Raw genomic sequence first — 26,058 nt, 5'->3', positions numbered from 1 at the left:
GTCCTTCAGTCCTCGGAGGAGTTGTTGTAGGCGAGGTCGATCAAGCCGTCGATATCGAGCTCGTCGATCGACTCATCCGTGACGGTCTGATCGGTGTCGTCCTGGCCGTCCTGCCCGTTCGTGAGCCTCATGAGGGCCTCCAGCAGGCCCGCGTCGCGTAGACGGGCGAGCGGGATCGTCTGGAGGGCGTTGCGAATACTGTTCTCCGACAGATCCGTTGCCGGCTCCGCGTCCCCATGGCCGCCGAGCTGGCCGGCCAGATATTCCGCCAGCGCCTGCGGTGACGGATAGTCGAACACCGCGGTCGCCGGCAACCGCAGACCTGTCGCGGTCGCGAGAGCATTACGGAACTCGACAGCGGAGATCGAATCGAAGCCCAGCTCACTGAAAGGCCGGTCGGCTGCGATCACATTCGCATTCCGATGACCCAGAATCGCCGCGACCTGACCACGCACGATCTCCACCAGAACTCCGAGGCGTTCACCGTCGGGAGTGCTCGCCAACCGCGCTCGCAGCGCCGCCGACGCACCCGAGGCTGCCTTCCGGCGCTGCGGGACCAGCCCGGAAAGCAGTACGGGCACTGCGGATCCCGCCCGACGCATGGCATCGAGATCCAAGCGGGCGAGGACGGGGGCCGCCGTGTCCAGCCCGGTCGCCGCATCGAACAGCGCCAGGCCCTGCTCCTGCGACAGCGGCAGCATGCCCGACCGGGACATCCGGCGCCGCTCGGTGTCACCGAGCTCCGCCGCCATACCGCCGTCCATACTCCACAGACCCCAGGCCAGCGAGGTGCCGGGGAGCCCGGATGCCCTGCGGTGCGCCGTCAACGCGTCCAGGCAGGCGTTGGCCGCGGCATAGTTGCCCTGGCCAGCGTTGCCGAATGCACCTGCCGCCGAACTGAACACGACGAACGCCCGCAGCGGCAGCTCGGCGGTCAGTTCGTGCAGGTGCAGGGCGGCATCGACCTTCGGCCCGAACACCGCATCCATGCGAGCCGGAGTCAGCGAAGCGATCGCACCGTCATCGAGCACACCGGCCAGGTGGAACACGCCGGTCAGCGGGTGCGCGGCAGGCACGTCGGCCAGCACCTGCGCCAGCGCGGCACGATCGGCGGCGTCACACGCGACGAACTCGACCTCGGCACCGAGCTGCCGCAGCTGGTCCCGCAGTTCGGTTACGTCGGGGGCGGATTCACCGCGCCGGCTCAGCAACAACAGACGGCGGACGCCGCGCGTGGCCACCAGATGCCGGGCGAACAACCCACCGAGGAAGCCGCTGGCACCGGTGATCAGAACGGTGTCGCCCGGATCGAAGGAACCGGTCGACGGAGCGTCGGTGGAGACGACCCGGGCGAGTCGCGCGACATGTACCCGCCCGGCGCGGACGGCCACCTGTGGTTCCTCGGCAGCAAGAATCCCGCCCAGCAGACCGTCTATGCCGGAATCGCTATCGATCAGCACGATCCGGCCAGGATGCTCCGACTGTGCGGCCCGAACCAGGCCGCCGACAGCGGCACCGGCCAAGTTCGAAATGTCCTCCCCGGCCACCGATACCGCGCCACCGGTCCGAACCACCAGCACCGACTCACCGAACCGAGGTTCGGCAATCCAGGACTGCAGTGCCTCCAGCACACTATGAGTAGCGGCGCGAACGGACGCAGGATCATTGCCCGCCGGGCAGTCCAGCACCACCACCTGCGGGACCTGCCCACTCACGTCACCGAGATCCACCCATGCCACGCCGGCGACCTCGTTCTCGGACACCGTGATCGGTGTCCAGCGGACATCGAAGACAGCAGTGCGCGTAATGGGTGTGCCTGCGGTGAGCTGCGCGGGATCGATCGGCCGGGACGCCAAGTGCCGCACCGTCGCCACGGCCGCACCGGTCGAATCCGCCAGATCCAGTGCGACTCCGCGTTCACCGATGCGAGTGAGCCGAACCCGCAACGCATCGGCCCCCGCCGCATGCACAGTGACGCCGGACCATTCGAACGGCAACGCCAGCCCGGTTTCCTCCGACACGGTGTCATCGGCAAAACGCAAGGCGTGCAAAGCCGCATCCAGCAACGCCGGATGCATGCCGAACCGCTCCGCGTCCGCTCGCGCCGCCTCGGGCAACTCGACCTCGGCGTAGAGCCCGTCGGATCCACGCCAGACCGCGCGCAGTCCCTGGAACACCGGACCGTAGTGATAGCCCTGCGCATCGAGGGCGTCATAGACACCGTCGATATCCACCGCGACCGCGTCCGCGGGCGGCCAGGACACCAGATCCACTGCCGCGCTGTCGCCTTCCGGCGCAAGCCCGCCCTCGGCGTTCAACGTCCACGGCGCATCGACACCATCGTCGGAGCGGGAGAAGATCCGAACCCCGCGACGACCGGCCGCGTCCTCGGCATCGACCACGACCCGCACGGCGACCCCTGCCGAATCCGACAGCACAAGCGGCGCCCGCAGCACCAACTCCTCCAGCATCGTGCAGCCGAGCTGTTCTCCGGCGTGCAGGGCGAGTTCGACCAGACCGGTGCCGGGGACCAACACGGTGTCCATGACCGCATGGTCGGCCAGCCAGGGCTGCGTCCGCACCGACAATCGGCCGCTGAGCGCGATCGCGTCGGACTCCGGTTGCGACACCACGGCCGAGACCAGGGGGTGGCCAGTGGCCGCGAAACCCATCGACCTGGCGTCACCACCGGCGGCGGACCCGGCGGCCATCCAATAGCGCTGACGCTGGAAGGCATAGGTGGGCAGATCGATGCGCCGAGCTCCGGTACCGGCGTACAGGCGGGCCCAATCGACGTGAGCGCCGGTGACGAACAACCCGGCAGTTCCGGCCACCACGGCGGACGCGTCCGCCTGGCCCCGACGTGCCAGCGCCACCACCGTCGGGGCCGCGGTCACCGTCAGCTCCTCGACGATCTGGTCGACCATCGGGAAGAGCACGGCGTCCGGTCCGATCTCGGCGAACCGGGATACACCCAGATCTGCCATCGCCGCAACAGCATCCGCGAAACGGACGGTGTCCCGGACCTGACCGACCCAATACGCCGGATCCGACATCTCATCCGTGATCCGGGCACCGGTCACCGTCGACACTAACGGGATGCTTGGACGACCGAACACCAAACCCTCGATCACCGAAGCGAACTCGGCCAACATCGGCTCCATAAGAGCCGAATGGAAAGCATGCGAAACCCGCAATCTGTGTGTGCGCCAACCACGCTCGGCGCACTTCGCGACGACCGCGAGCACATCGTCTTCGATGCCGGAGAGCACCACCGACGACGGACCGTTCACCGCCGCGATCGACACCTCGCCGGGCAGCAACGACAGCACGTCGGCCTCGGCGGCGCCGACAGCGACCATCGCCCCACCGGAAGGCAACGCCTGCATCAACCGGCCACGCGCGGCCACCAGCACACACGCAACCTCGACCGACATCACCCCGGCGACATGCGCCGCGGCGATCTCACCGATCGAATGACCAGCCACCACATCCGCACGCACACCCCACGACTCGAGCAACCGGAACAACGCCACCTCGAACGCGAACAACCCCGCCTGCGCGAAGACCGTCCGATCGACCGAATCCTCATCCGACAGCGCCACATCCAGCGAAACCGGCTGCCCCAGCAGCGGATCCAGCTGCCCGACAATCGCATCGAAATGCTCGGCGAACACCGGATACACCGCACGCAACTCAGCCGCCATACCGGCCCACTGCGCACCCTGACCCGAGAACACCACACCCGTCGACCCCGGCACCACCCGGCCGGACACCACACCCGGAAGGGATTCGGCTCGGCTCAGCGCTTGTGTTCCGGCCCGCAGCGCGTCACGTTCGGTCGCGAACACCACGGCCCGGTAGTCGAACAGCATTCTCGAATCGACAAGTGAGAAGCCGACATCGATCGGGTCGTCCGCGTGGCCGCTCACCTGCGCTGCCAGGCGGGCGGCCTGGTCGGCGAGCGCCTCTGCACTGCGGGCGGAGAGCACCCAGGGCAGCACTCCGCCGACGGGAGCGGTCTTGATCTCCGGAGCCGGGTCCACTCCGGGCGCCTGTTCGACGATCATGTGCGCGTTGGTGCCGCTGAGGCCGAACGAGGACACCGCCGCACGACGCGGCCGATCCACCTCCGGCCACGACACCTGCTCGGTCAGCAGCCGGACCTGCCCCTCGGACCAATCCACCTTCGTAGAAGGCTGATCCACGTGCAGCGTCTGCGGCAGCAGCCCGTGCTGCATGGCCATGACCATCTTGATCACGCCACCCACACCGGCGGCGGCCTGAGCGTGACCGATGTTGGACTTCAACGACCCCAACCACAACGGCCGAGCGACATCCCGATCTCGGCCGTACGTGGCCATCAGTGCCTGCGCTTCGATCGGGTCACCCAGCGTCGTACCGGTGCCGTGCGCCTCCACCGCATCGACGTCGACCGGCGAGACCCCGGCATTCGCGAGGGCTTGGCGGATCACCCGCCGCTGCGACGGGCCGTTCGGCGCGGCGAAACCGTTCGACGCACCATCCTGATTCACCGCCGACCCCGCGATCACCGCGAGCACCCGATGACCGTTGCGCCGGGCATCGGACAACCGCTCGAGCACCAGCACACCCGCGCCCTCGGACCAGGCGACACCGTCGGCCGCGTCCGCGAAGGACTTACAGCGACCGTCCGGCGACAACCCCCGCTGGCGACTGAATTCGAGGAACATGTCCGGTGCCGACATCACGGCCACGCCACCGGCCAAGGCCAGATCGCACTCGCCCGACCGCAGCGACTGCGCGGCCAGATGCAGGGCGACCAGCGACGACGAGCACGCCGTATCCACCGACACCGCAGGACCTTCCAAGCCCAGCGTGTAGGCGATGCGACCGGAGACCAGACTGCCACCGGCGTTGTTACCGGTGCCGGCGCCCTGGGCGTAGTCGTGGTACATCACGCCGGTGAACACGCCGGTCGAGCTGCCCCGCAGCACCGCCGGGTCGACACCGGCGCGTTCCAGCGCCTCCCAGGAAACCTCCAGCAGCACCCGCTGCTGCGGATCCATCACCGTCGCCTCGTTCGGGCTGATCCCGAAGAAATCCGCATCGAAATCGGCTGCGGAGTAAAGGAATCCACCGTGGCGCGTGTAGGTCTTACCTGCCTTGCCGGGCTCAGGATCGTAGATACCGTCGATATCCCAGCCCCGATCGTCCGGCAGCTCTCCGGTGGTCTCCCCACCTGAGGTGACCAGCCGCCACAGATCCTCCGGCGACGCGATTCCACCCGGGTAGCGACAGCCCATCGCCACCACGGCGATCCGGTCGTCGCCGACGGCTGTGCCGGTGGTGATTTCGATGTCCTGGCTCGTGCTGGTGAACTGGGAATCGATGAAGTCGGCGACGAGCTGTGGGTTGGGGTAATCGAAGATCAGCGTGGCCGGCAGTTGCAGACCGGTCGCGGTATTGAGCTTGTTGCGGAACTCGATGGCGCTCAACGAGTCGAACCCGAGCTGCTGGAAAGCCTGCTGGGGTTCGACGGCAGCGCCGGAGGCGTGCCCGAGAGTGTCTGCGGCAGTGGCCCGGACGAGATCGAGCAGTGCGGCGGCACGATCGGTGTCGGAGAGCCCGGCCAGCCGCTGCGCGAATGCCTGCCCAGCCGCGGTCCGAGTCGCCCGGCGCACGGGAGCGGGTGCGATCGCCCGCAGCAGGGCGGGGATCTGCTCGCCCCGGGTGCGCAGCACGGCCGCGTCGACCCGCAGCGCCACTACCTGGGCCGTATCGGTGGCGATGGCCGCATCGAACGACGCCAGGCCTTCGGCCTCGGTGAACGGCGGGAAACCCAGCCTTCGCATCCGATCGAAGTCGTCCTCGGACAGCTCGGCGCCGAGTCCGCTCGATCGCGCCCACAGACCGTAATCAATTGCGGTAGCAGGCAATCCGAGTTCGCGACGATGCGCCGCGAGGGCGTCGAGGAAGACGTTCGCCGCAGCGTAGTTGGCCTGACCGGCAGCCAGGACCAGCCCGCCCGCCGAGGACAACAGTACGAACAGCGACAGCGCGGCGTCGCGGGTGAGCTCGTGCAGATGCCACGCGGCATCGGCCTTGGGCCCGAAGACATTCCCGAGCCGGTCCGGTGTCATCGACTCGATCACACCGTTGTCCGCGATTCCGGCCGCATGCACGACGCCCACGAGCGGATGCTCGGCCGAGATGCCGTCCAGCAGTGCGGCTACCGCGGCCCGATCCGACACATCGCAGACGGCGACCGCGACCTGCGCACCGAGCTCGACGAGCTCATCGCGCAGCTCGGCGGCGCCGGGCGCACCCAGACCCCGCCGGGACGTCAGGAGCAGGTGGCGCACACCGTGTTCGTTCACCAGATGCCGGGCGATCACCGCACCCAGCCCGCCGGTGCCACCGGTCACCAGGACGGTGCCCGGCTCGATCGGCCGAGCGATCACATCGGGTGTGTGGCGGCCGAAGCGCGGGACCAGCACCTCCTGCCCACGCAGAGCGGCTTCCGGTTCCGCAGCCATGGCCGCGGTCGCGATCGCGATCGGGTCATGGTCGCCGTCCAGGTCCAGGAGCTGGAATCGACCCGGGTGCTCCGCCTGCGCGGCGCGCACCAGCCCCCAGACGGGCGCCTGGTCCAGCCGCACCGAATCGGAATCGGCAACGGCCACAGCGTGTCTGGTCGACACCACCAAACGGGAACCGGCGAAACGGGTTTCAGCCAGCCAGCCCTGGACCGTGTCCAAGAGCCGGGTCACCACCCGGCGTGCGGCCTGCGGTGGCGCCGCGTCATCGAATGGGCTCTCCAGCAGCACCATCTCGGGAACGACCGCCTCCGGGTTCGCATCCAGATCGGCGATCAGCTCCGCGAGATCACCGAAGCCCCGTACCGCACCGGAACTTCGGCCCCAGCCGAGCGCAGCCAGCCGGCCGGGCTCCGTCGGCGCCGCAGGCGGGGCAACAGTGCTCCATTCCACGCGGAAGAGGGATTGCGCGGCATGGTCGGCGCCCAGGCGATCGGCCGACACCGGTCGGGACACCAGCGCACCGACCGACAGCACCGGGTGCCCCTGGTCATCGGCCAGCTGCACGGTGAACCTGGTGCCGTCGACCACGATTCGGACGCGCACCGCGGCGGCGCCTGCGGCGTGCAACACCACACGGTTCCAGGTGAACGGCAGGGCCGGGAAATCACCGACACCATCCCGAAGACCGTGCACGATACCGACATGCAGCGCCGCGTCGAGCAACGCCGGATGAACTCCGAAGCCGTTGCCGTCCTGCGGATCCGGCAGCGCGACCTCGGCGAACAACTCGTCACCCCGCCGCCACGCCACCTGCAAACCCTGGAAGAACGGGCCGTAGCCGTACCCGAGGTCGAACAACTCGTCGTAGATGCCCGCGAGGGGAGTCGGCTGTGCACCCGCAGGCGGCCACACGGCCAGATCGAAATCTGCCGCCGTCTCGCCCGGTGCGAGCACGCCTTCGGCGTGCAGCAACCACGGCCCCTCGGCGGTCTGCCGCGAATGCACAGTCAGCCGGCGGCGACCGGCTTCGTCGGCGCCGGCCACCACGACCTGTACCGCGACGCTGCCTTCGGCAGGCATCGTCAACGGGGTATGCAGGACAAGCTCATCCACTATCTCGCAGTCCAGGACGCCGCCGACGTAGCTCGCCAGCTCCACGAACCCGGTGCCCGGCAGCAATACGGTGCCGAGCACGCTGTGGTCGGCCAGCCACTCCATCGAGTCCACCGACCACCGGCCGGTGAAACTCACCTCACCCGACTCCGGATGCGACACCATCGCACCCAGCAGCGGATGCTCCACCGCGTCCAGCCCGGCCGAGCCGACTCCGCCCAGTTCGGCTCCCAGCCACGACTTCGCCAGCATCTGCCGGGGATCGAGCCAGAACCGCTCGTGCTGGAAGGCATAGGTGGGCAGGTCGATTCGCTGACCTCCGGCATGCAGGCCGGACCAGTCCACGTCGGCGCCAGACACGAACAAGGCGGCCACCCCACCCAACACCGTGGGCGCATCGGCCCGACCCCGACGCGCCAAGGGCACGATCGCCGGGGTCACGGGCAAGTGTCCGGAGTCGACGATCTGCGCGATCATCGGGGTCAACACCGCATCGGGGCCGACCTCCGCGAACCGGGACACACCCAGACCCGCCATCGCGACGACCGCGTCGGCGAACCGGACCGCGTCCCGGACCTGACCGACCCAATACGCCGGATCCGACATCTCATCGGTGATCCGCGCACCCGTCACCGTCGACACCAACGCGATGCCGGGCCGGCCGAAGGTCAAACCCTCCACCACCGAAGCGAACTCGGCCAACATCGGCTCCATCAGAGCCGAATGGAAAGCATGCGAAACCCGCAATCTGCGTGTACGCCAACCACGCTCCACACAGGTATCGACAACACTCTGCACCGCGTCCTCGACACCGGACAGCACCACCGACGACGGACCATTCACCGCCGCGACCGACACCCCATCGACCAGCAGCGACGTCACCTCGAGTTCAGAGGCACCCACAGCAACCATCGCCCCACCAGAAGGCAACGCCTGCATCAACCGACCACGCGCAGCCACCAACACACAAGCATCCGACAGCGACAACACACCAGCCACATGCGCAGCAGCGACCTCACCAATCGAATGACCAGCCACCACATCCACACCCACACCCCACGACTCGAGCAGCCGAAACAACGCCACCTCGAACGCGAACAAACCCGCCTGCGCAAACACCGTCCGATCGACAAGCTCACCATCCGCCAACGCCACGCTGAGCGAAACCGACTGCCCTAGTACAGGATCCAACTCGGCGACGATCGCATCGAAGTGCTCCGCGAACACCGGATACGCAGTCCACAGCTCGGCCGCCATACCGGCCCACTGCGCACCCTGACCCGAAAACACCACACCCGTCGAACCCGGCACCACCCGCCCGGACACCACACCCGGAAGGGATTCGGCCCGGCCCAACGCCCGCATACCCGCCAGCAGACCGTCACGGCCCTCAGCCAGGACCACCGCACGATGATCGAACACCGCACGCGTGGACGCCAATGAGAAACCGACATCCACCGGATCCAGATCCTGATCAACGACGTGGGATGCCAGCCGCTCGGCCTGACCGGCAAGAGCCTGCCCGCCGCGTGCCGAGACCGTCCACGGCAGCAATCCGCCGACCGGAACGGCCGCCACCGGCTCCGGCTCCGCAGCCGGGGCCTGTTCGATGATGATGTGCGCGTTGGTTCCGCTGATACCGAACGACGACACACCCGCACGACGCGGCCGATCCACCTCCGGCCACACCACCGAGTCGGTCAACAACCGCACATGCCCCTCGGACCAATCCACCTTGGTGCTCGGCGCATCGACATGCAGCGTCTTCGGCAGCACCCCATGGCGCATCGCCATCACCATCTTGATCACACCACCAACACCAGCCGCCGCCTGAGCATGACCGATATTCGACTTCAACGACCCCAGCCACAGCGGACGATCCGCAGCACGACCCTGCCCGTAAGTAGCCAAGACGGCCTGGGCCTCGATCGGATCACCCAACGTAGTACCGGTGCCGTGGGCTTCCACCACATCCACCTCGGTCGGCGCGATCCCGGCATTGGCCAGCGCCTGCCCGATCACCCGCCGCTGCGCGGGACCGTTCGGCGCGGTCAAACCATTCGACGCACCATCCTGATTCACCGCCGAACCGGTCAGCACCGCAAGCACCCGATGACCATTGCGCCGAGCATCCGACAACCGCTCCAACACCAGGATGCCGACACCTTCCGACCAGCCGACACCATCGGCGGTGTCGGAGAACGACTTACACCGGCCGTCCGCCGACAGCCCGCGCTGCCGGCTGAATTCCATGAACGTCTCCGGGGTGGCCATGACGGTGACACCACCGGCCAACGCCAGATCACATTCGCCCGACCGCAGCGAGCCCGCGGCCGAATGCATCGCCACCAGCGACGATGAACACGCCGTATCCACCGTGACCGACGGCCCCTCCAGACCGAACACGTACGAAACCCGGCCCGAGGCAATAGATCCCGCGTTCGCGTTCGCCGGATAGTCGTGATACATCATGCCGACCCACACACCGGTCCGGCTGCCCTTCAACGCGCCGGGGTCGACACCGGCCCGCTCGAACGCCTCCCATGAGGTCTCCAGCAGCAGGAACTGCTGCGGATCCATCACCGCGGCCTCGTTCGGGCTGATATTGAAGAACGCCGGATCGAATTCACCTGCGGCATGGAGGAATCCACCCTCACGGGTGTAGGTGCTGTTCGGCTTCTCCCCGGCCGCATCGTAGAGACGATCGACATCCCAACCACGATTCACGGGGAACTGCGACGCCGCATCCGTCCCCGTCGCAACCAGATTCCACAGCTCCTCGGGAGAACCGACTCCACCCGGATACCGGCACGCCATACCCACGATCGCGATGGGTTCGTCGAGCTGACGGTTGCGGGTCTGCAGCGCTGCGCGAACAGCTGTTGCCGAGCCCTGGTGGTCGACGAGCTCGCCGGCCAGGTATTCGGCCAGCGCCTGAGGCGACGGATAGTCGAACACCAAACTCGCCGGCAACCGCAGGCCCGTCACGGTCGCGAGAGCATTGCGGAACTCGACCGCGGAGATCGAATCGAAGCCCAGATCGCTGAATGCCCTGTCGGGTGTGATCGCATTCGCGTTCCGGTGGCCCAGAATCGTCGCGACCTGACCGCGAACGGTTTCCACGAGCACACCCAGGCGCTCGCTGTCGGGAGTAGCGGCCAAACGAGAACGCAGCGCCGTAGCGCCGCCCGAAGCCGTCCGACGGCGAGCGGGGAGCAGGGCGGACAGCAGGGCCGTGGCAGACCCCGCGGTGCGGATGCCGTCCAGATCGAGACGGGCCAGCACGGGCGCGGCCGCGTCGATTCCGGAAGCAGCGTCGAACAGCGCCAGACCCTGTTCTTCCGTCAGCGGCAGCATGCCCGATCGAGACATCCGGCGCCGCTCGGTGTCGCCGAGCTCCGCGCCCATCCCCCCGTCCGCGCCCCACAGACCCCACGCGAGCGACTGCCCGTTACGCCCGGATGCCTTGCGGTGCAACGCCACCGCATCCAAACAGGCGTTGGCCGCGGCATAGTTGCCCTGCCCTGGATTGCCGAAGGTGCCGGCCGCCGAACTGAACAGCACGAACGCCCGCAACGGCAGATCGGCGGTCAGCTCGTCCAGATGCAGGGCGGCATCGACCTTCGGCCGCAAGACCGCGTCCATCCGCTCCGGGGTGAGCGCGGCGATCGAACCGTCATCGAGCACACCAGCCGTATGGAACACACCGGCGAGCGGACGGTCCGCGGGGATAGCGGCCAGCACCTGCGCCAGCGCGGCACGGTCGGCGACGTCACACGCGACGAACTCGACCTCGGCACCGAGCTGCTGCAGCTCGTCCCGCAGTTCGGTTACACCGGGGGCGGATTCACCGCGCCGGCTCAGCAACAACAGACGGCGAACACCGCGCGCGGCCACCAGATGCCGGGCGAACAACCCACCGAGATAGCCGCTGGCACCGGTGATCAGGACCGTGTCGTCCGGAGCGAAGGGCGAGCCGGTGGCCGACGAGGGGGTCGCCCGGACCAGTCGCGCACCGAAGACCTGCCCGCCACGCACCGCCACCTGCGGTTCCTCGGCAGCCAGAATTCCGCCCAGCAGGCCGCCGATGTCGGAATCGCTGTCCACCACCACGATCCGGCTACGACTCTCCGCTTGGGCCGTACGGACCAGACCGGCCACGGCAGCACCGGCCAGATTCGTAATGTCTTCCCCAGCAACCGATACCGCACCGCTGGTCCGGACCACCAACGCCGACTCGCCGAACCGCTCAGCGGCAAGCCACGACTGCAGCACCCGCAGCACACCGTGAGTCGCGGCCCGAACCGTCTCCGGCTCATTACCCGCCGGACAGTCCAGCACCACCGCGGCGGGCACCTCGTCACCCAGATCCGCCCACGACACCGCATCGATTCCGGTGCCGGACACCGAGATCGGTGTCCACTCGACCTGGAATACGGCGCTGCGTGCAACGGACGCACCGGTGCTGAGCTGCGCGGGATCGATCGGCCGGGACGCGAGCTGCCGCACCGTCGCCACCGCGGCTCCGGTCGAATCCGCCAGATCCACCGCCACGGCATGGTCACCCACCCGGGTCAACCGCACCCGCAGCGCACCGGCCCCCGCCGCGTACACCGTGACACCCGACCACTCGAACGGCAACTCCGGGCCGGCGCCCTCTGCGCGCAGGTGGCCGGCCGGCCGCAGCGCATGCAGCGCGGCATCGAGCAGCGCCGGATGCAGCCCGAAACCCTGGCCGTCCTGCGGGTCCGGGAGGGTGACCTCGGCGAACACCTCGTCGCCGCGCTGCCACGCCGCCCGCAGGCCCTGGAAGACAGGGCCATACCCGTACCCGGCATCGAGCAGCTCGTCGTAGACACCATCGACGTTCAAAACCTGCGCGCCGACCGGCGGCCACGCCGCGAGATCCACGGCAGGCACGGCCGCGCTCGGGGCAAGCGCGCCTTCGGCATTCAGCAGCCACGACGACGCCGCATCGGCGTCCCCGTCCGGGCTGGAGAAGATCCGCACCCCGCGCCGGCCGGTCTCGTCCGCGGGATCGACCACGATTCGCACCGCGGCCCCGTCGGACTCCGACAACACCAGCGGGGCCCGCAGCACCAGATCGTCCAGCGTCGAGCAGCCGACCCGCTCCCCCGCGTACAGGGCCAGCTCGACGAATCCGGTGCCGGGGAACAATACGGTCCCCAGCACCAGGTGATCGGCCAACCACGGATGTGTCTGCACCGACAGGCGACCGGTCAGGATCATCGCCTCGGAGTCCGGCTGCGATACCACCACCGATACCAGCGGATGGGCGGTCGCCACCAGACCCATTGCCCGGGCATCGCCGCCGGCGGACCCCTCGGACATCCAGTACCGCCGACGCTGGAAAGCGTAGGTGGGCAGGTCGATTCGGCGGGCTCCGGTGCCGGCGTACAGATCCGCCCAGTCGACGTCAGCGCCCGCGATGAACAACCTGGCCAGGCCGGTCGGCACCGCGGCCACATCGGTTTGGTCCCGACGCGACAGCGCGGCCACGGTTGCGGCCACGCCTTCCCCGGTATCGAGGGTCTGCGCGATCATCGGGGTCAGCACAGCGTCGGGGCCGACCTCGGCGAACCTGGACACACCGGAACCAGCCATCGTGGCGACCGCGTCGGCGAACCGCACAGTGTCGCGGACCTGGCCGACCCAATACGCCGGATCCGACATCTCATCGGTGATCCGGGCCCCGGTCACCGTCGACACCAACGGGATGCTGGGTCGGCCGAAGGTCAAACCCTCGATCGCCGAGGCGAATTCGGCCAGCATCGGCTCCATCAAGGCCGAGTGGAAAGCGTGCGAGACCCGCAATCGGTATGTGCGCCATCCCTGTTCGGCGCACTGTTCAGCGACGGCGAGGACATCGGCTTCGACACCGGACAGCACCACCGACGACGGGCCGTTGACCGCCGCGATCGACACCGCACCGGCCACCAGCAGCGGCAGCACATCGAGCTCGGAGGCGCCCACGGCGACCATCGCGCCACCGGCGGGCAGCGCCTGCATCAACCGGCCACGCGCGGCCACCAGCACACAGGTATCCGCCAGGGACAACACTCCGCCCACATGCGCGGCAGCGATCTCACCGATCGAATGGCCGGCCAGGACATCCGCACGCACACCCCAAGATTCGAGCAGCCGGAACAGCGCCACCTCGAACGCGAACAAACCCGCCTGCGCGAACACGGTCCGGTCGACCAGGTCACCGTCCGCTAGCGCCACGCTGAGCGAAACCGACTGCCCCAGGAGCGGATCCAGCTCGGCGACGATCGCATCGAAGTGATCGGCGAACACCGGATATTCGGTCCGCAGCCCGGCGGCCATACCGGCCCACTGCGCACCCTGACCGGAGAAGACGAAACCTGTCGACCCCGTCACGACACGACCGGACACCACACCGGGTGCCTGCGTACCGGCGGCCAGCGCCCGGACGCCCGCGAGCAGACCGTCACGGTCCTCGGCCACGACAACCGCGCGGTGCTCGAACATCGCACGGGTGGAGGCCAGGGAGAAACCGACGTCGAGCGGATCGTGGTCGACCACATGCGATGCCAGGCGCGCCGCCTGAGCGGCGAGAGCCTCGCTACCGCGGGCCGAAATCACCCACGGCCGCGCAGCCGGTACCGAGGTCGGCTCCGGAGCCTGGGCCACCACCGGCGCGGTCACCGGGGCTTGCTCCACGATGAGGTGGGCATTCGTGCCGCTGATGCCGAACGAGGAGACGCCCGCACGACGCGGCCGATCCACCTCCGGCCACGCCACCGACTCGGTCAACAACCGGACATGCCCCTCGGACCAGTCCACCTTGGTGCTGGGACGATCAACGTGCAGCGTCCGCGGCAGCAGGCCGTGCCGCATCGCCATGACCATCTTGATCACACCACCGACACCCGCGGCGGCCTGGGCATGACCGATATTCGACTTCAACGACCCCAACCACAAAGGCCGATCCGCAGCACGCTCTCGGCCATACGTGGCAAGCAGCGCCTGCGCCTCGATCGGATCGCCCAAGGTCGTTCCGGTGCCGTGAGCTTCCACCACGTCCACCTCATCCGGCGATACACCGGCATTGGCCAACGCCTGCCGGATCACCCGCCGCTGCGACGGACCATTCGGTGCGGAGAAACCATTCGACGCGCCGTCCTGATTCACCGCCGAACCGGCGATCACCGCAAGCACGTCATGGCCATTGCGACGCGCGTCCGACAACCGCTCCAGCACCAGCACACCGGCGCCCTCGGACCAGGCGACACCATCAGCCGTGTCGGAGAACGACTTACACCGACCGTCCGGCGACAGCCCCCGCTGCCTGCCGAACTCGAGGAACATGTCCGGGGTCCCCATCACCGCCACGCCACCGGCCAGTGCCAGATCGCACTCACCGGACCGCAGCGACTGCGCGGCGAGATGCAGGGCGACCAGCGAGGACGAGCATGCGGTATCCACGGTGACCGACGGTCCTTCCAGACCGAACACATACGACACCCGGCCCGAAACCAAGCTGCCCGCGGCGCCGCTGCCGGTACCGGTGCGCTGGGCGTAGTCGTGGTACATCAGGCCGGTGAAGACACCGGTCGAACTACCGCGCAGCACCGCCGGATCCACACCTGCGCGCTCCAGCGCCTCCCACGAGATCTCCAGCAGCAGCCGCTGCTGCGGATCCATCATCGTGGCTTCGTTGGGGCTGATCCCGAAGAAATCCGCGTCGAAATCGGCTGCGGAGTACAGGAATCCACCCTGACGGGTGTAGGTCTTGCCCGCCTTGCCGGGTTCCGGATCGTAGATGCCCTCGATATCCCAGCCACGATCCGACGGCATCTCGCCGGTGGTGTCGGTGCCGGAAGTGACCAGGTCCCACAGGTCTTCCGGCGAGGCGACGCCACCGGGGTAGCGGCAGCTCATCGCCACCACCGCGATCGGGTCGTCGCCGGTGCGGACCCGGCTGATCACAGGCTTTTCGACCGCAGCGGCGCCGGTGAGTTGGGAATCGATGAATTCGGCGACAACCTGCGCGTTCGGATAGTCGAAAACCAGCGTCGCCGGCAGCTGCAAACCCGTCGCGGCATTCAACTTGTTACGGAACTCGACCGCACTCAACGAATCGAAACCAAGCTGCTGAAAAGCCTGCTGCGGCTCAACAGCATCCACCGACACATGCCCAAGAGTCGCGGCAGCCACCGAACGAACGAGATCAAGCAGAGCACGCGCACGATCCGCATCCGACAAGCCGGCCAGCTCGAGCGCAAAGGCCTGGCCCGCAGCGGTCCTGCTCTGCCGGCGGACCGGGGACGGTGCCAACGAGCGGACCAGAGCGGGGATCTGCTCGCCCCGCGTCCGGAGCACCGCCGGATCGACCCGCAGCGCCACCAGCTGCGCGGTATCGGTGGCGATCGCGGAATCGAACAGCGCCAGACCGTCTGCCTCGGTCAGCGGGGGGAAGCCCTGGCGGCGCATCCGATCGAAGTCATCTTCGGACAGCTCGACACCGAGCCCTGCGGATCGCGCCCACAATCCGTAATCCACAGCCGTCGCGGGCAATCCCAGACTCCGACGGTGTGCCGCGAGCGCATCCAAGAAGACGTTCGCCGCGGCGTAGTTCGCTTGACCGGCAGCCAGCACCAATCCGCCCGCCGAGGACACCAAGACGAACAACGACAACGAGGCATCACGAGTCAACTCATGCAAATGCCACGCCGCATCCACCTTGGGCCCGAACACATAATCGACCCGGTCCGCCGTAATCGACTCCACCAGACCGTTGTCCGAGGTCCCCGCCGCATGCACCACACCGACCAGCGGATGTTCAACCGAAATACCCTCCAGCAACGCCGCCAGCGCAGACCGATCCGACACATCACACGCGGCAACGGTCACCTCGGCGCCGAGCTCGGTCAGCTCCGCACGCAGTTCCGCCGCACCCGGAGCATCCGGGCCACGCCGAGACGTCAAAAGCAGATGGCGCACACCGTGTTCGGCCACCAAGTGCCGGGCTATCACGCCACCCAGACCACCCGTCCCACCGGTCACCAGCACGGTGCCCGGCTCGGACAACCGAACGATCGAACCGGGCGTGTGCCGGCGCAACCGCGGCACGTACGCGCTCGTACCCCGCAGCGCGGCCTCCGGCTCGGTCGCGACGGTGGCCGCCGCGGCGAGCGAATCACCGTCGGCGTCCAGATCGAGCAGCTGGAATCGGCCCGGGTGTTCCGCTTGCGCGGCGCGCAGCAGACCCCACACCGGCGCCTGTCCCAGATCCACCTGCTCCGCATCGGCAACGGCCACCGCACGTCTGGTCAGCACCACCAAACGCGAACCAGCGAAACGACTGTCGGCCAGCCAACGCTGGACGGTCTCGAGCACGCCCATCGCGACCCGGCGGGCGGCCTCCGGCGGCGCACCCTCGTGGGTGGGGCACTCGAGCAGCACGAGGTCGGGCACGATCGAGTCGGGGTTCGCGTCCAGGTCGGCGACCAATGCCGCGAGATCACCGTGGTGTCCGCCGAGTACCGCCACCCGGTCCGGCTCGACACTCGCCGTAGACGGCGCGGCAGCGACCCATTCCACGCCGAAGAGGGCATCCGATACCCCATCTGCGCTCAGGCGATCGGCCGACACCGGCCGAGAGATCAACGCGCCCACCGACAGTACGGGTTGCCCCTGCTCATCGGCCATCTGCACCGCGAACCGGTCGCCCTGCAGCACGATCCGCACCCGCACCGCGGCAGCGCCGGCCGCATGCAGCACCACGCGGTTCCAGCTGAACGGGAGCGCCGGGAAACCCTCGACGCCGCCACGCAGACCATGCACGATCGCGGCGTGCAGCGCCGCGTCGAATAGCGCGGGGTGGATCCCGAAACCCTTGGCGTCCTTCGGATCCGGTAGCGCGACCTCGGCGAACACCTCGTCGCCGCGCTGCCACGCGGCCTGCAGCCCCTGGAAGCAGGGGCCGTAGCCGTATCCGATATCGAGCAGCTCGTCGTACGCGCCGTCGACGTCCAGCGGTTGCGCGCCGGCCGGTGGCCACGCGACGAGGTCGAAGTCGGCCACCCCGTCGCCGGGGACGAGCACGCCTTCGGCATGGAGCACCCACGGACCCGCGGCCGTCTGCCGCGAATGCACGCTCAGTCGCCGTCGGCCGGCCTCGTCCGGGGCGGCCACCACGACCTGCACGGCGACATCGCCATCGGCCGTCAGGGTCAACGGAGTATGCAGAACGAGCTCGTCGACCACCTCGCAGCCCAGCAGGCCACCGACGTGACCGGCCAGTTCGACGAATCCGGTGCCCGGCAGCAACACGGTGCCCAGCACGCTGTGGTCCGCCAACCATTCCACCGAATCCAGCGCCCACCGGCCGGTGAAGCTCACCGCTCCCGAATCCGGGTGCGGCACAATGGCACCCAGCAGCGGATGCGTCGCCGCATCCAGCCCGAGCGCGGTGACGCCGCCCAGTTCGGCACCGAGCCACGACTGGGCCAGCATCTGCTTGGCGTCGAGCCAGAACCGTTCGTGCTGGAAAGCGTAGGTGGGCAGGTCGATTCGCCGCGCCCCCGTCCCGGCGTAGAAACCGGCCCAATTCACCTCGGCACCAGCCACGAACAACCCGGCCAGCGCACTGGTCACGGTCACCGCGTCCGCGTGGTCGCGTCTGGTCACCGCGACCGCCGTGGCGTCACCGAGAGTCTGGGCGACCATCGGGGTCAACACGGCGCCCGGCCCGACCTCGGCGAACCGCGAGACACCCGAACCGGCCATCGTGGCAACGGCATCGGCGAACCGGACCGTGTCCCGGACCTGACCGACCCAATACGACGGATCACCCATCTCGTCGACGACCTGGGCACCCGTCACCGTCGACACCAACGCGATGCCGGGCCGACCGAAAGTCAAACCCTCCACCACCGAAGCGAACTCAGCCAACATCGGCTCCATCAGAGCCGAATGGAAAGCATGCGAAACCCGCAATCTGCGTGTGCGCCAACCACGCTCCACGCAGGTATCGACAACCGCAGAGACTGCGTCCTCGACACCGGACAGCACCACCGACGACGGACCGTTCACCGCCGCGACCGACACCCCATCGACCAGCAGCGACGTCACCTCGAGTTCAGAGGCACCCACAGCAACCATCGCCCCACCAGAAGGCAACGCCTGCATCAACCGACCACGCGCAGCCACCAACACACAAGCATCCGACAGCGACAACACACCAGCCACATACGCGGCAGCGACCTCACCGATCGAATGACCAGCCACCACATCGGTCCGTACGCCCCACGATTCGAGCAGACGAAACAACGCCACCTCGAACGCGAACAACCCCGCCTGCGCAAACACCGTCCGATCCACCAGCTCATCGCTCACCAGCGCGGTGCCCAGCGAAACAGGCTGCCCCAGCAGCGGATCCAACTCGGCGACGATCGCATCGAAGTGATCGGCGAACACCGGGAATGCCGCGCGCAGTTCCGTAGCCATACCAGCCCACTGCGCACCCTGACCCGAGAACACCACACCCGTCGACCCCGGGGCCACGCGGCCGGTCACTACACCCGGAATCGTTTCGCCGCGCCCCAGCGCCCGCACGCCCGCGAGCAGCCCCACACGGTCCTCGGCCACCACCACGGCCCGATGCTCGAAGACACTGCGCGTCGACGCCAACGAGAAACCGACATCGATCGGATCATGGTCGACCACATGCGATGCCAGCCGCGCAGCGGCAGCGGCCAGAGCCTCGCCGCTGCGCGCCGACAGCATCCACGGCACCGCCGGGACGGTCCGGACCTCCGGGACCGACTCGACCGCCGATACCGGGGCCTGCTCGATAATGAGATGTGCATTGGTGCCGCTGATGCCGAACGAGGAGACACCCGCACGACGCGGCCGATCCGCCTCCGGCCACGCCATCGGTTCGGTCAGCAACCGGACGTGGCCCTCGGACCAGTCAATCTTCGTGGACGGCTGATCCACATGCAGGGTCTGCGGCAACAGTCCGTGCCGCATCGCCATGACCATCTTGATCACACCACCCACACCCGCCGCCGCCTGAGCGTGACCGATGTTGGACTTCAACGACCCCAACCACAGCGGCCGATCCGCAACACGCTCCTGGCCATACGTGGCGAGCAGTGCCTGTGCCTCGATCGGATCACCCAGCGTGGTACCGGTGCCGTGCGCCTCCACCACGTCGACATCGACCGGCGATATCCCGGCATTGGCCAAGGCCTGACGAATGACTCGCCGCTGTGAGGGGCCGTTCGGCGCGGTCAAACCATTGGACGCGCCATCCTGATTCACCGCCGAACCGGCGATCACCGCAAGCACGTCATGGCCATTGCGACGCGCGTCCGACAGCCGCTCCAGCACCAGCACACCGGCGCCCTCGGACCAGGCGACACCATCGGCCGTGTCGGAGAACGACTTACACCGGCCGTCCGGCGACAGCCCCCGCTGCCGGCTGAACTCCACAAAAGTCTCCGGAGTCGCCATCACCGTCACACCACCGGCCAAGGCCAGATCGCATTCACCCGACCGCAGCGACTGCGCCGCCAAATGCATTGTCACCAGCGACGACGAACACGCCGTGTCCACCGTGACCGACGGCCCCTCCAGACCGAACACGTACGAAATCCGGCCGGACGCAATGGATCCCGCGTTCGCGTTGACCGGATAGTCGTGGTACATCATGCCGGCGAAGACACCGGTCGCACTGCCGCGCAGCAGCGCGGGGTCGACGCCGGCCCGCTCGAACGCCTCCCACGAGGTCTCCAACAGCAGAAACTGCTGCGGATCCATCAGCGCGGCCTCATTCGGGCTGATATTGAAGAACGCCGGATCGAACTCACCTGCGGCATGCAGGAATCCGCCCGAACGCGTGTACGTGGTGTGCGGTGTTTCCCCGGTCGGGTCGTACAGCCGCTCGGTATCCCATCCGCGGTTCACCGGGAACTCCGACGTCGCGTCGGTCCCGGTCACGACCAGCTGCCACAGCTCCTCGGGCGATCGGACCCCGCCCGGGTACCGGCACGCCATGCCGACGATCGCGATCGGTTCGCCGTCGAAGGCTTTCGCGGCGGTGACCGCCACATTGTGCCCGGTGCCGGTGAGCTCGTCGGTCAGGTGTGCGGCCAGCGCCTGCGGTGTGGGGTAGTCGAAGACGACCGCGGCCGCCAGCGATAGGCCGGTGGCGGTCTTGAGCCGGTTACGCAGCTCGACCGCACCCAGGGAATCGAAACCCAGGTCCTGGAAGGCACGATCGGGATCGATCGCGGACGCACTGTCGTGGCCGAGAACGGCCGCGATGTGGGTGCGGACGGTATCGAGCACCGCCTGCCGCTGCCGACCGGCGTCCAGACCCGAAAGCCGTTGCCGCAGACTCGACCCCACCGTCGAGAGCGCCGCGGACCGCCGCACCGCCGGCGCCAGTGCGCGCAGCAGCGGGGGCAGCAGTCCGGCCTCGGCCTGGGCCCGAATCGTGGCGGTATCGATCGTGGCGATCACCGCATGCGCGTTGCCGCGTTCGAACACCGCATCCCAACCGGCCAACGCCGACTCGTCCGGGATCGCGGTGAATCCGGCCCGGCTCATCCGAGCCAGGTCGACCTCACCCAACTGCCCGGCCATACCGCCCGAGCGCGCCCACGGACCCCACGCCAGCGACTGACCGGCCAGTCCGCGGGCTCGCCGGTGGGCCACCAGCCCGTCCAGGAAGGCGTTCGCGGCCGCGTAGTTGCCCTGCCCGGGACCGCCCACGGTGCCCGATATCGACGAAAACACCACGAACGCGGCAAGATCCAGATCCGCGGTCGCCTGGTGCAGATGCCATGCGGCATCCACCTTCGGCGCCAGCACCGCATCCACCCGCTGGGTGGTCAAGGAGGCGATTACCCCGTCGTCGAGCACACCCGCGGCATGGATCACCCCGGTCAACGGCCACTGCGCGGGGATGCCGCCCAGCAGCTCGGCCACCGCGTCGGCGTCGGTGACATCACACGCCACCACCCGCACCCGCGCACCCAATTGCTCCAGCTCGGCGCACAACGCCGCGATGCCCTCGACCCGAGGACCACGGCGACTCACCAGCAACAACGACCGCACGCCGTGCTCGGCCACCACGTGCCGGGCCACCACCGCACCCAAACCACCTGTGCCACCGGTGATCAGCACGGTTCCCGCACCGAATGCGTCGTCGGCGGCCGATGCGGACGCGACGGGCGTAGGCCGGGTGAGCCGCGCGGTGTGGGTGATGCCGTCACGGAGGACCACCTGGGGTTCGCCCACGGCCACGACAGTGGCCGCGACGGACTGGTCGATGCCGGTGTCGGTGTCCACCAGGACGATTCGTCCCGGATCCTCGGTCTGCGCGGTCCGCACCAAGCCCCACACCGCGGCACCGGCGAGATCGGTGAGGTCCTCGTCGGCCACCGCGACCGCACCGCGGGTGGCGACCAGCAGTGTGCTCGCGGCGAACCGGTCCTCGGACAACCACGCCTGTACCACCGCGAGGACACGTGCGACCTCGGCATGGGTAGCGGCGACCACGTCGGTGCCGGAGGCTTCGCTCCACCCGGACCCGGCCTCGACCACCACGACCGGCGGCACCGCCGCTTCCGGATCCAGCCGGTCCCACCGGACCGAACCCGAATCCACTGCGGGCGAATCCGATTCGACCGGCGACCACACCACTTCCAGCAACGGATCGGCCGCGCCGCTCGCACCCGCGGCGAGCTGCTCCAGTCGCATGGGCCGGGGCGTCACCGATCCGGACAACACCGGCTGACCCTGCTCGTCCGCCGCGTGCAGCGACACCGACGATCCGGTGGTGGTCAACCGAACGCGCAGCACCGATGCCTCGGCCGCGTGCAGCGCGACCGACTCCCACGAGAAGGGCAGCACGACTTGCCCGGCCACCATCGTGAACGGTGAATCCGGCTGTCCCGCAGCATTATCGACGACGCCGGCCAACAGTCCGGCCTGCAGTGCGCCGTCCAGCAGTGCCGGATGAATCCCGAATCCTTCGGCGCGCGCACCACTATCGGCGTCGATGGCGATCTCGGCGAATACCTCGGCACCACGTCGCCACAGCGCCCGCACACTCTGGAACGCCGGACCGTACTCGTAGCCCCGTGCCGACAGGGCCGTGTACGCGACATCGAGATCGGTCGCCGCGGGCGGCGGCCAGGTCTCCGATGCGGGCGCGGCCGTGTCATCCAGGGTGGTCAGCTGCCCCCGCGCGTTGAGGACCCACTGACCGTCCGGGTCGTGCTCACTGCGCGAGTAGATCGAGATCGGCCGCTGCGCGAACTCCGGTCCGGGCCCGCCGACGACAACCTGGATCCGCACACCGCCCGAGGCGGGCAGCAGCAGCGGCGCCTGCAGCGTCAGGTCGTCGATCACGGGGTATCCGACTTCGGCACCGGCACGCAAGGCCAGCTCGACGAAGCCGGTCCCCGGCAGCAGGACCGACCCGGCGACCGCGTGGTCGGCCAGCCACGGCTGCGTCGCCACCGACAACCGGCCGGTCAGCAGCACGTCGCCGGACTTCGCTTCCGACACGACGGCACCCAGGAGCGGATGCCCCATCGCGCCAAGACCCACCGATTCGACACCGGCGGCACCGAGCGCGGGTTCGAGCCAGAAGCGACGGCGGTCGAAGGCATAGGTGGGCAGTTCCACCGATGCCGGGTTCGGGTCCGCGAGCACCGCGTTCCAGCGCACCGGCACCGCCCGCACGAACAACCGCGCGACCGCGGCGAGGATCTCGGCGGGTTCGTCACGCTCGGGATGCAGCACCGCCACCGCGGTCGCCGCCTCGGGCAGGCATTCGGCTGTCATCGCCGACAGCACCGAGTCGGGACCCACTTCCATGAAGGTGTCCACACCGTTGGCCCAGGCCGCGGCCACGGCGTCGGCGAACCGCACCGGCCGGCGCACCTGATCGACCCAGTACTGCGGCGAGCACCACAGGCCGGGATCCGCCACCGCACCGGTGACAGTCGAGATCACCGGAATCCGAGGCGGATCGAAGCGCAGTGTCGCGACCACCTCGGCGAACCGCGCCAGCATCGGTTCCATCAACGAGGAGTGGAAGGCATGGCTGACCCGCAACCGTTTGACGCGTCGCCCGCGCTCGCGCAGTTGCTCGGCGAGAACGTCCACGACCTCCGCACGACCGGAGATCACCACTGCCGCAGGGCCGTTGACCGCGGCCACGTCCACCCCGTCGACACCGTCCAGCAGTGCGGTGATCTCCTGCTCACCGGCCTGCACCGCGAGCATCGCTCCGCCGGTGGGCAATTCCTGCATCAACCGGCCCCGCGCCGCGACCAACGTGCACGCATCGGCAAGGCTCAGCACGTCGGCCACATGCGCGGCGGCGATCTCACCGATCGAATGCCCGAACACCACATCCGCGGTGACACCCCATGATTCGAGCAGGCGATACAGCGCCACCTCGACCGCGAACAGCGCCGGCTGGGTCAACCGGGTCTGCTCCAATTCGGTTCCGGAGCTGATCGCGTCGCGCAAGGAGAGCCCGAGCAGCGGATCCAGCTGCGCGCAGACCTGGTCGAATGCCTCGGCGAACACCGGGAACCGGCCATACAGCTGCTGACCCATGCCCGCCCGCTGGGAGCCCTGCCCGGCGAACATCACACCGACCCGCGACGCCGCGCCGGAACCGACGGCGACACCGGGACCCGGTGCGCCGGCCGCCACGCTGGCCAGTCGGCGCAGCAGCTCGGTCCGGTCGTCACCCACGACCACGGCCCGGTGCGCGAACAGCGTGCGAGTCGAGATCAGCGAATGCGCCACCTCGGACACCGACACCGCGGGATCGGCGGCCACGAACTCGTGCAACCGCGCGGCCTGCGCCCGCAGCGAGGCCTCCGACTTCGCCGACACCACCCACGGAACCGCAACCGCGACAGGGCTTCCCGAGCTGGCGGGGTTAGTGCCCGGCTCGGATTCGGCCGATTCGCCGGCGGGTACATATTCGAGGATGACGTGCGCGTTGGTGCCGCTGATGCCGAAGGAGGACACCGCGGCCCGGCGGGGCCGGTCCGCTTCCTCGGGCCAATCCCGCTTGCGGGTCAGCAGTTCGATCGCGCCGGTGGACCAGTCCACACGCGGAGTGGGCTCGTCGACATGCAGGGTCGGCGGCAGCACCCCGTGCCGCATCGCCATGATCATCTTGATCATGCCGCCGACGCCCGCCGCGGCCACCGAGTGACCGATATTGGATTTCAGCGACCCGAGCCACAGTGGCCGCTCCGGATCACGGTCCTGTCCGTAGGTAGCGAGCAGCGCGTGTGCTTCGATCGGATCCCCCAGCACCGTGCCGGTGCCGTGCGCCTCCACCACATCCACGTCGTCGGTCGAGAGCCGCCCGTTGGCCAGCGCGGCGCGGATCACCCGCTGCTGCGAGGGACCGTTCGGCACGGTCAAGCCGTTGGACGCGCCGTCCTGATTGATCGCCGTTCCGCGGATCACCGCCCACACTCGATGCCCGTGTCGCTGCGCGTCCGACAGCCGCTCCAGCACCAGCATGCCCGCGCCTTCGGACCAGCCCGTGCCGTCCGCCGACGCCGCGAACGACTTGCACCGGCCATCGGCCGCCAGCCCTCGCTGCCGGGAGAACTCCACGAACATCCCCGGCGAGCCCATGACCGTCACGCCGCCGGCCAACGCCATCGCGCATTCCCCCGAGCGCAGCGACTGCGCCGCCAGATGCACCGCCACCAGCGACGACGAGCACGCGGTGTCCACCGACACCGCCGGGCCCTCCAGTCCCAGCGCGTACGCCACCCGGCCCGACACCACGCTGCCGGTCGTACCGGTCAGCAGATAGCCCCGCAGATCCACCGGACCCGCGTGCAGCATATCGGCGTACTCCGCGTTCGACGCACCGGCGAAGACACCGGTATCGGACCCCCGCAATGTCGACGGGTCGATACCGGCTCGTTCCAGGGCTTCCCAAGCGGTTTCCAACAGGATCCGCTGCTGCGGGTCCATCGCCAGTGCCTCGCGCGGGCTGATCCCGAAGAACTCCGCGTCGAATTCCGCTGCGTCATAGAGGAACCCGCCCGAGCGCGTGTACGACTTCCCGCGCGCCTGCGGGTCCGGATCGTAGAGCCCGTCCACATCCCAACCGCGGTCGGCAGGGAACTCACCGATCGCGTCGACACCCTCCGACACCAGATTCCACAGATCCTCCGGAGAGGCCACCCCACCCGGGTAACGACACGCCACACCCACAACCGCAATGGGCTCGAATTTCTGATCCTCGACTTCCCGCAGCCGCCTGCGTGTTTGGCGCAGATCGACCGTCAGGCGCTTCAGGTAGTCAAGGTGCTTGTTGTCGTCGACCATCTAAGTTCCCGCAATCCTTCCGAACTCGAGCCAAGCT

The 26,058-nt window shown here is 68.6% G+C and carries 1 protein-coding gene; it reads right to left on the bottom strand.

Features of this window, described 5'->3' with window-relative positions:
* Nucleotides 1-5: 5 nt before the first annotated feature.
* A complete protein-coding gene (locus ACQP2U_RS06500; protein ID WP_433713833.1) occupies nucleotides 6-26,021 on the bottom strand; it encodes an SDR family NAD(P)-dependent oxidoreductase in 26,016 nt (8,671 codons plus the stop codon).
* Nucleotides 26,022-26,058 lie beyond the last annotated feature (37 nt).

It is taken from the genome of Nocardia sp. CA-084685, assembly GCF_050955785.1.
Taxonomy (GTDB): Bacteria; Actinomycetota; Actinomycetes; order Mycobacteriales; family Mycobacteriaceae; genus Nocardia.
Note: the sequence above shows the minus strand (reverse complement) of the source record. Positions and strands in the feature narration are given on the sequence as shown.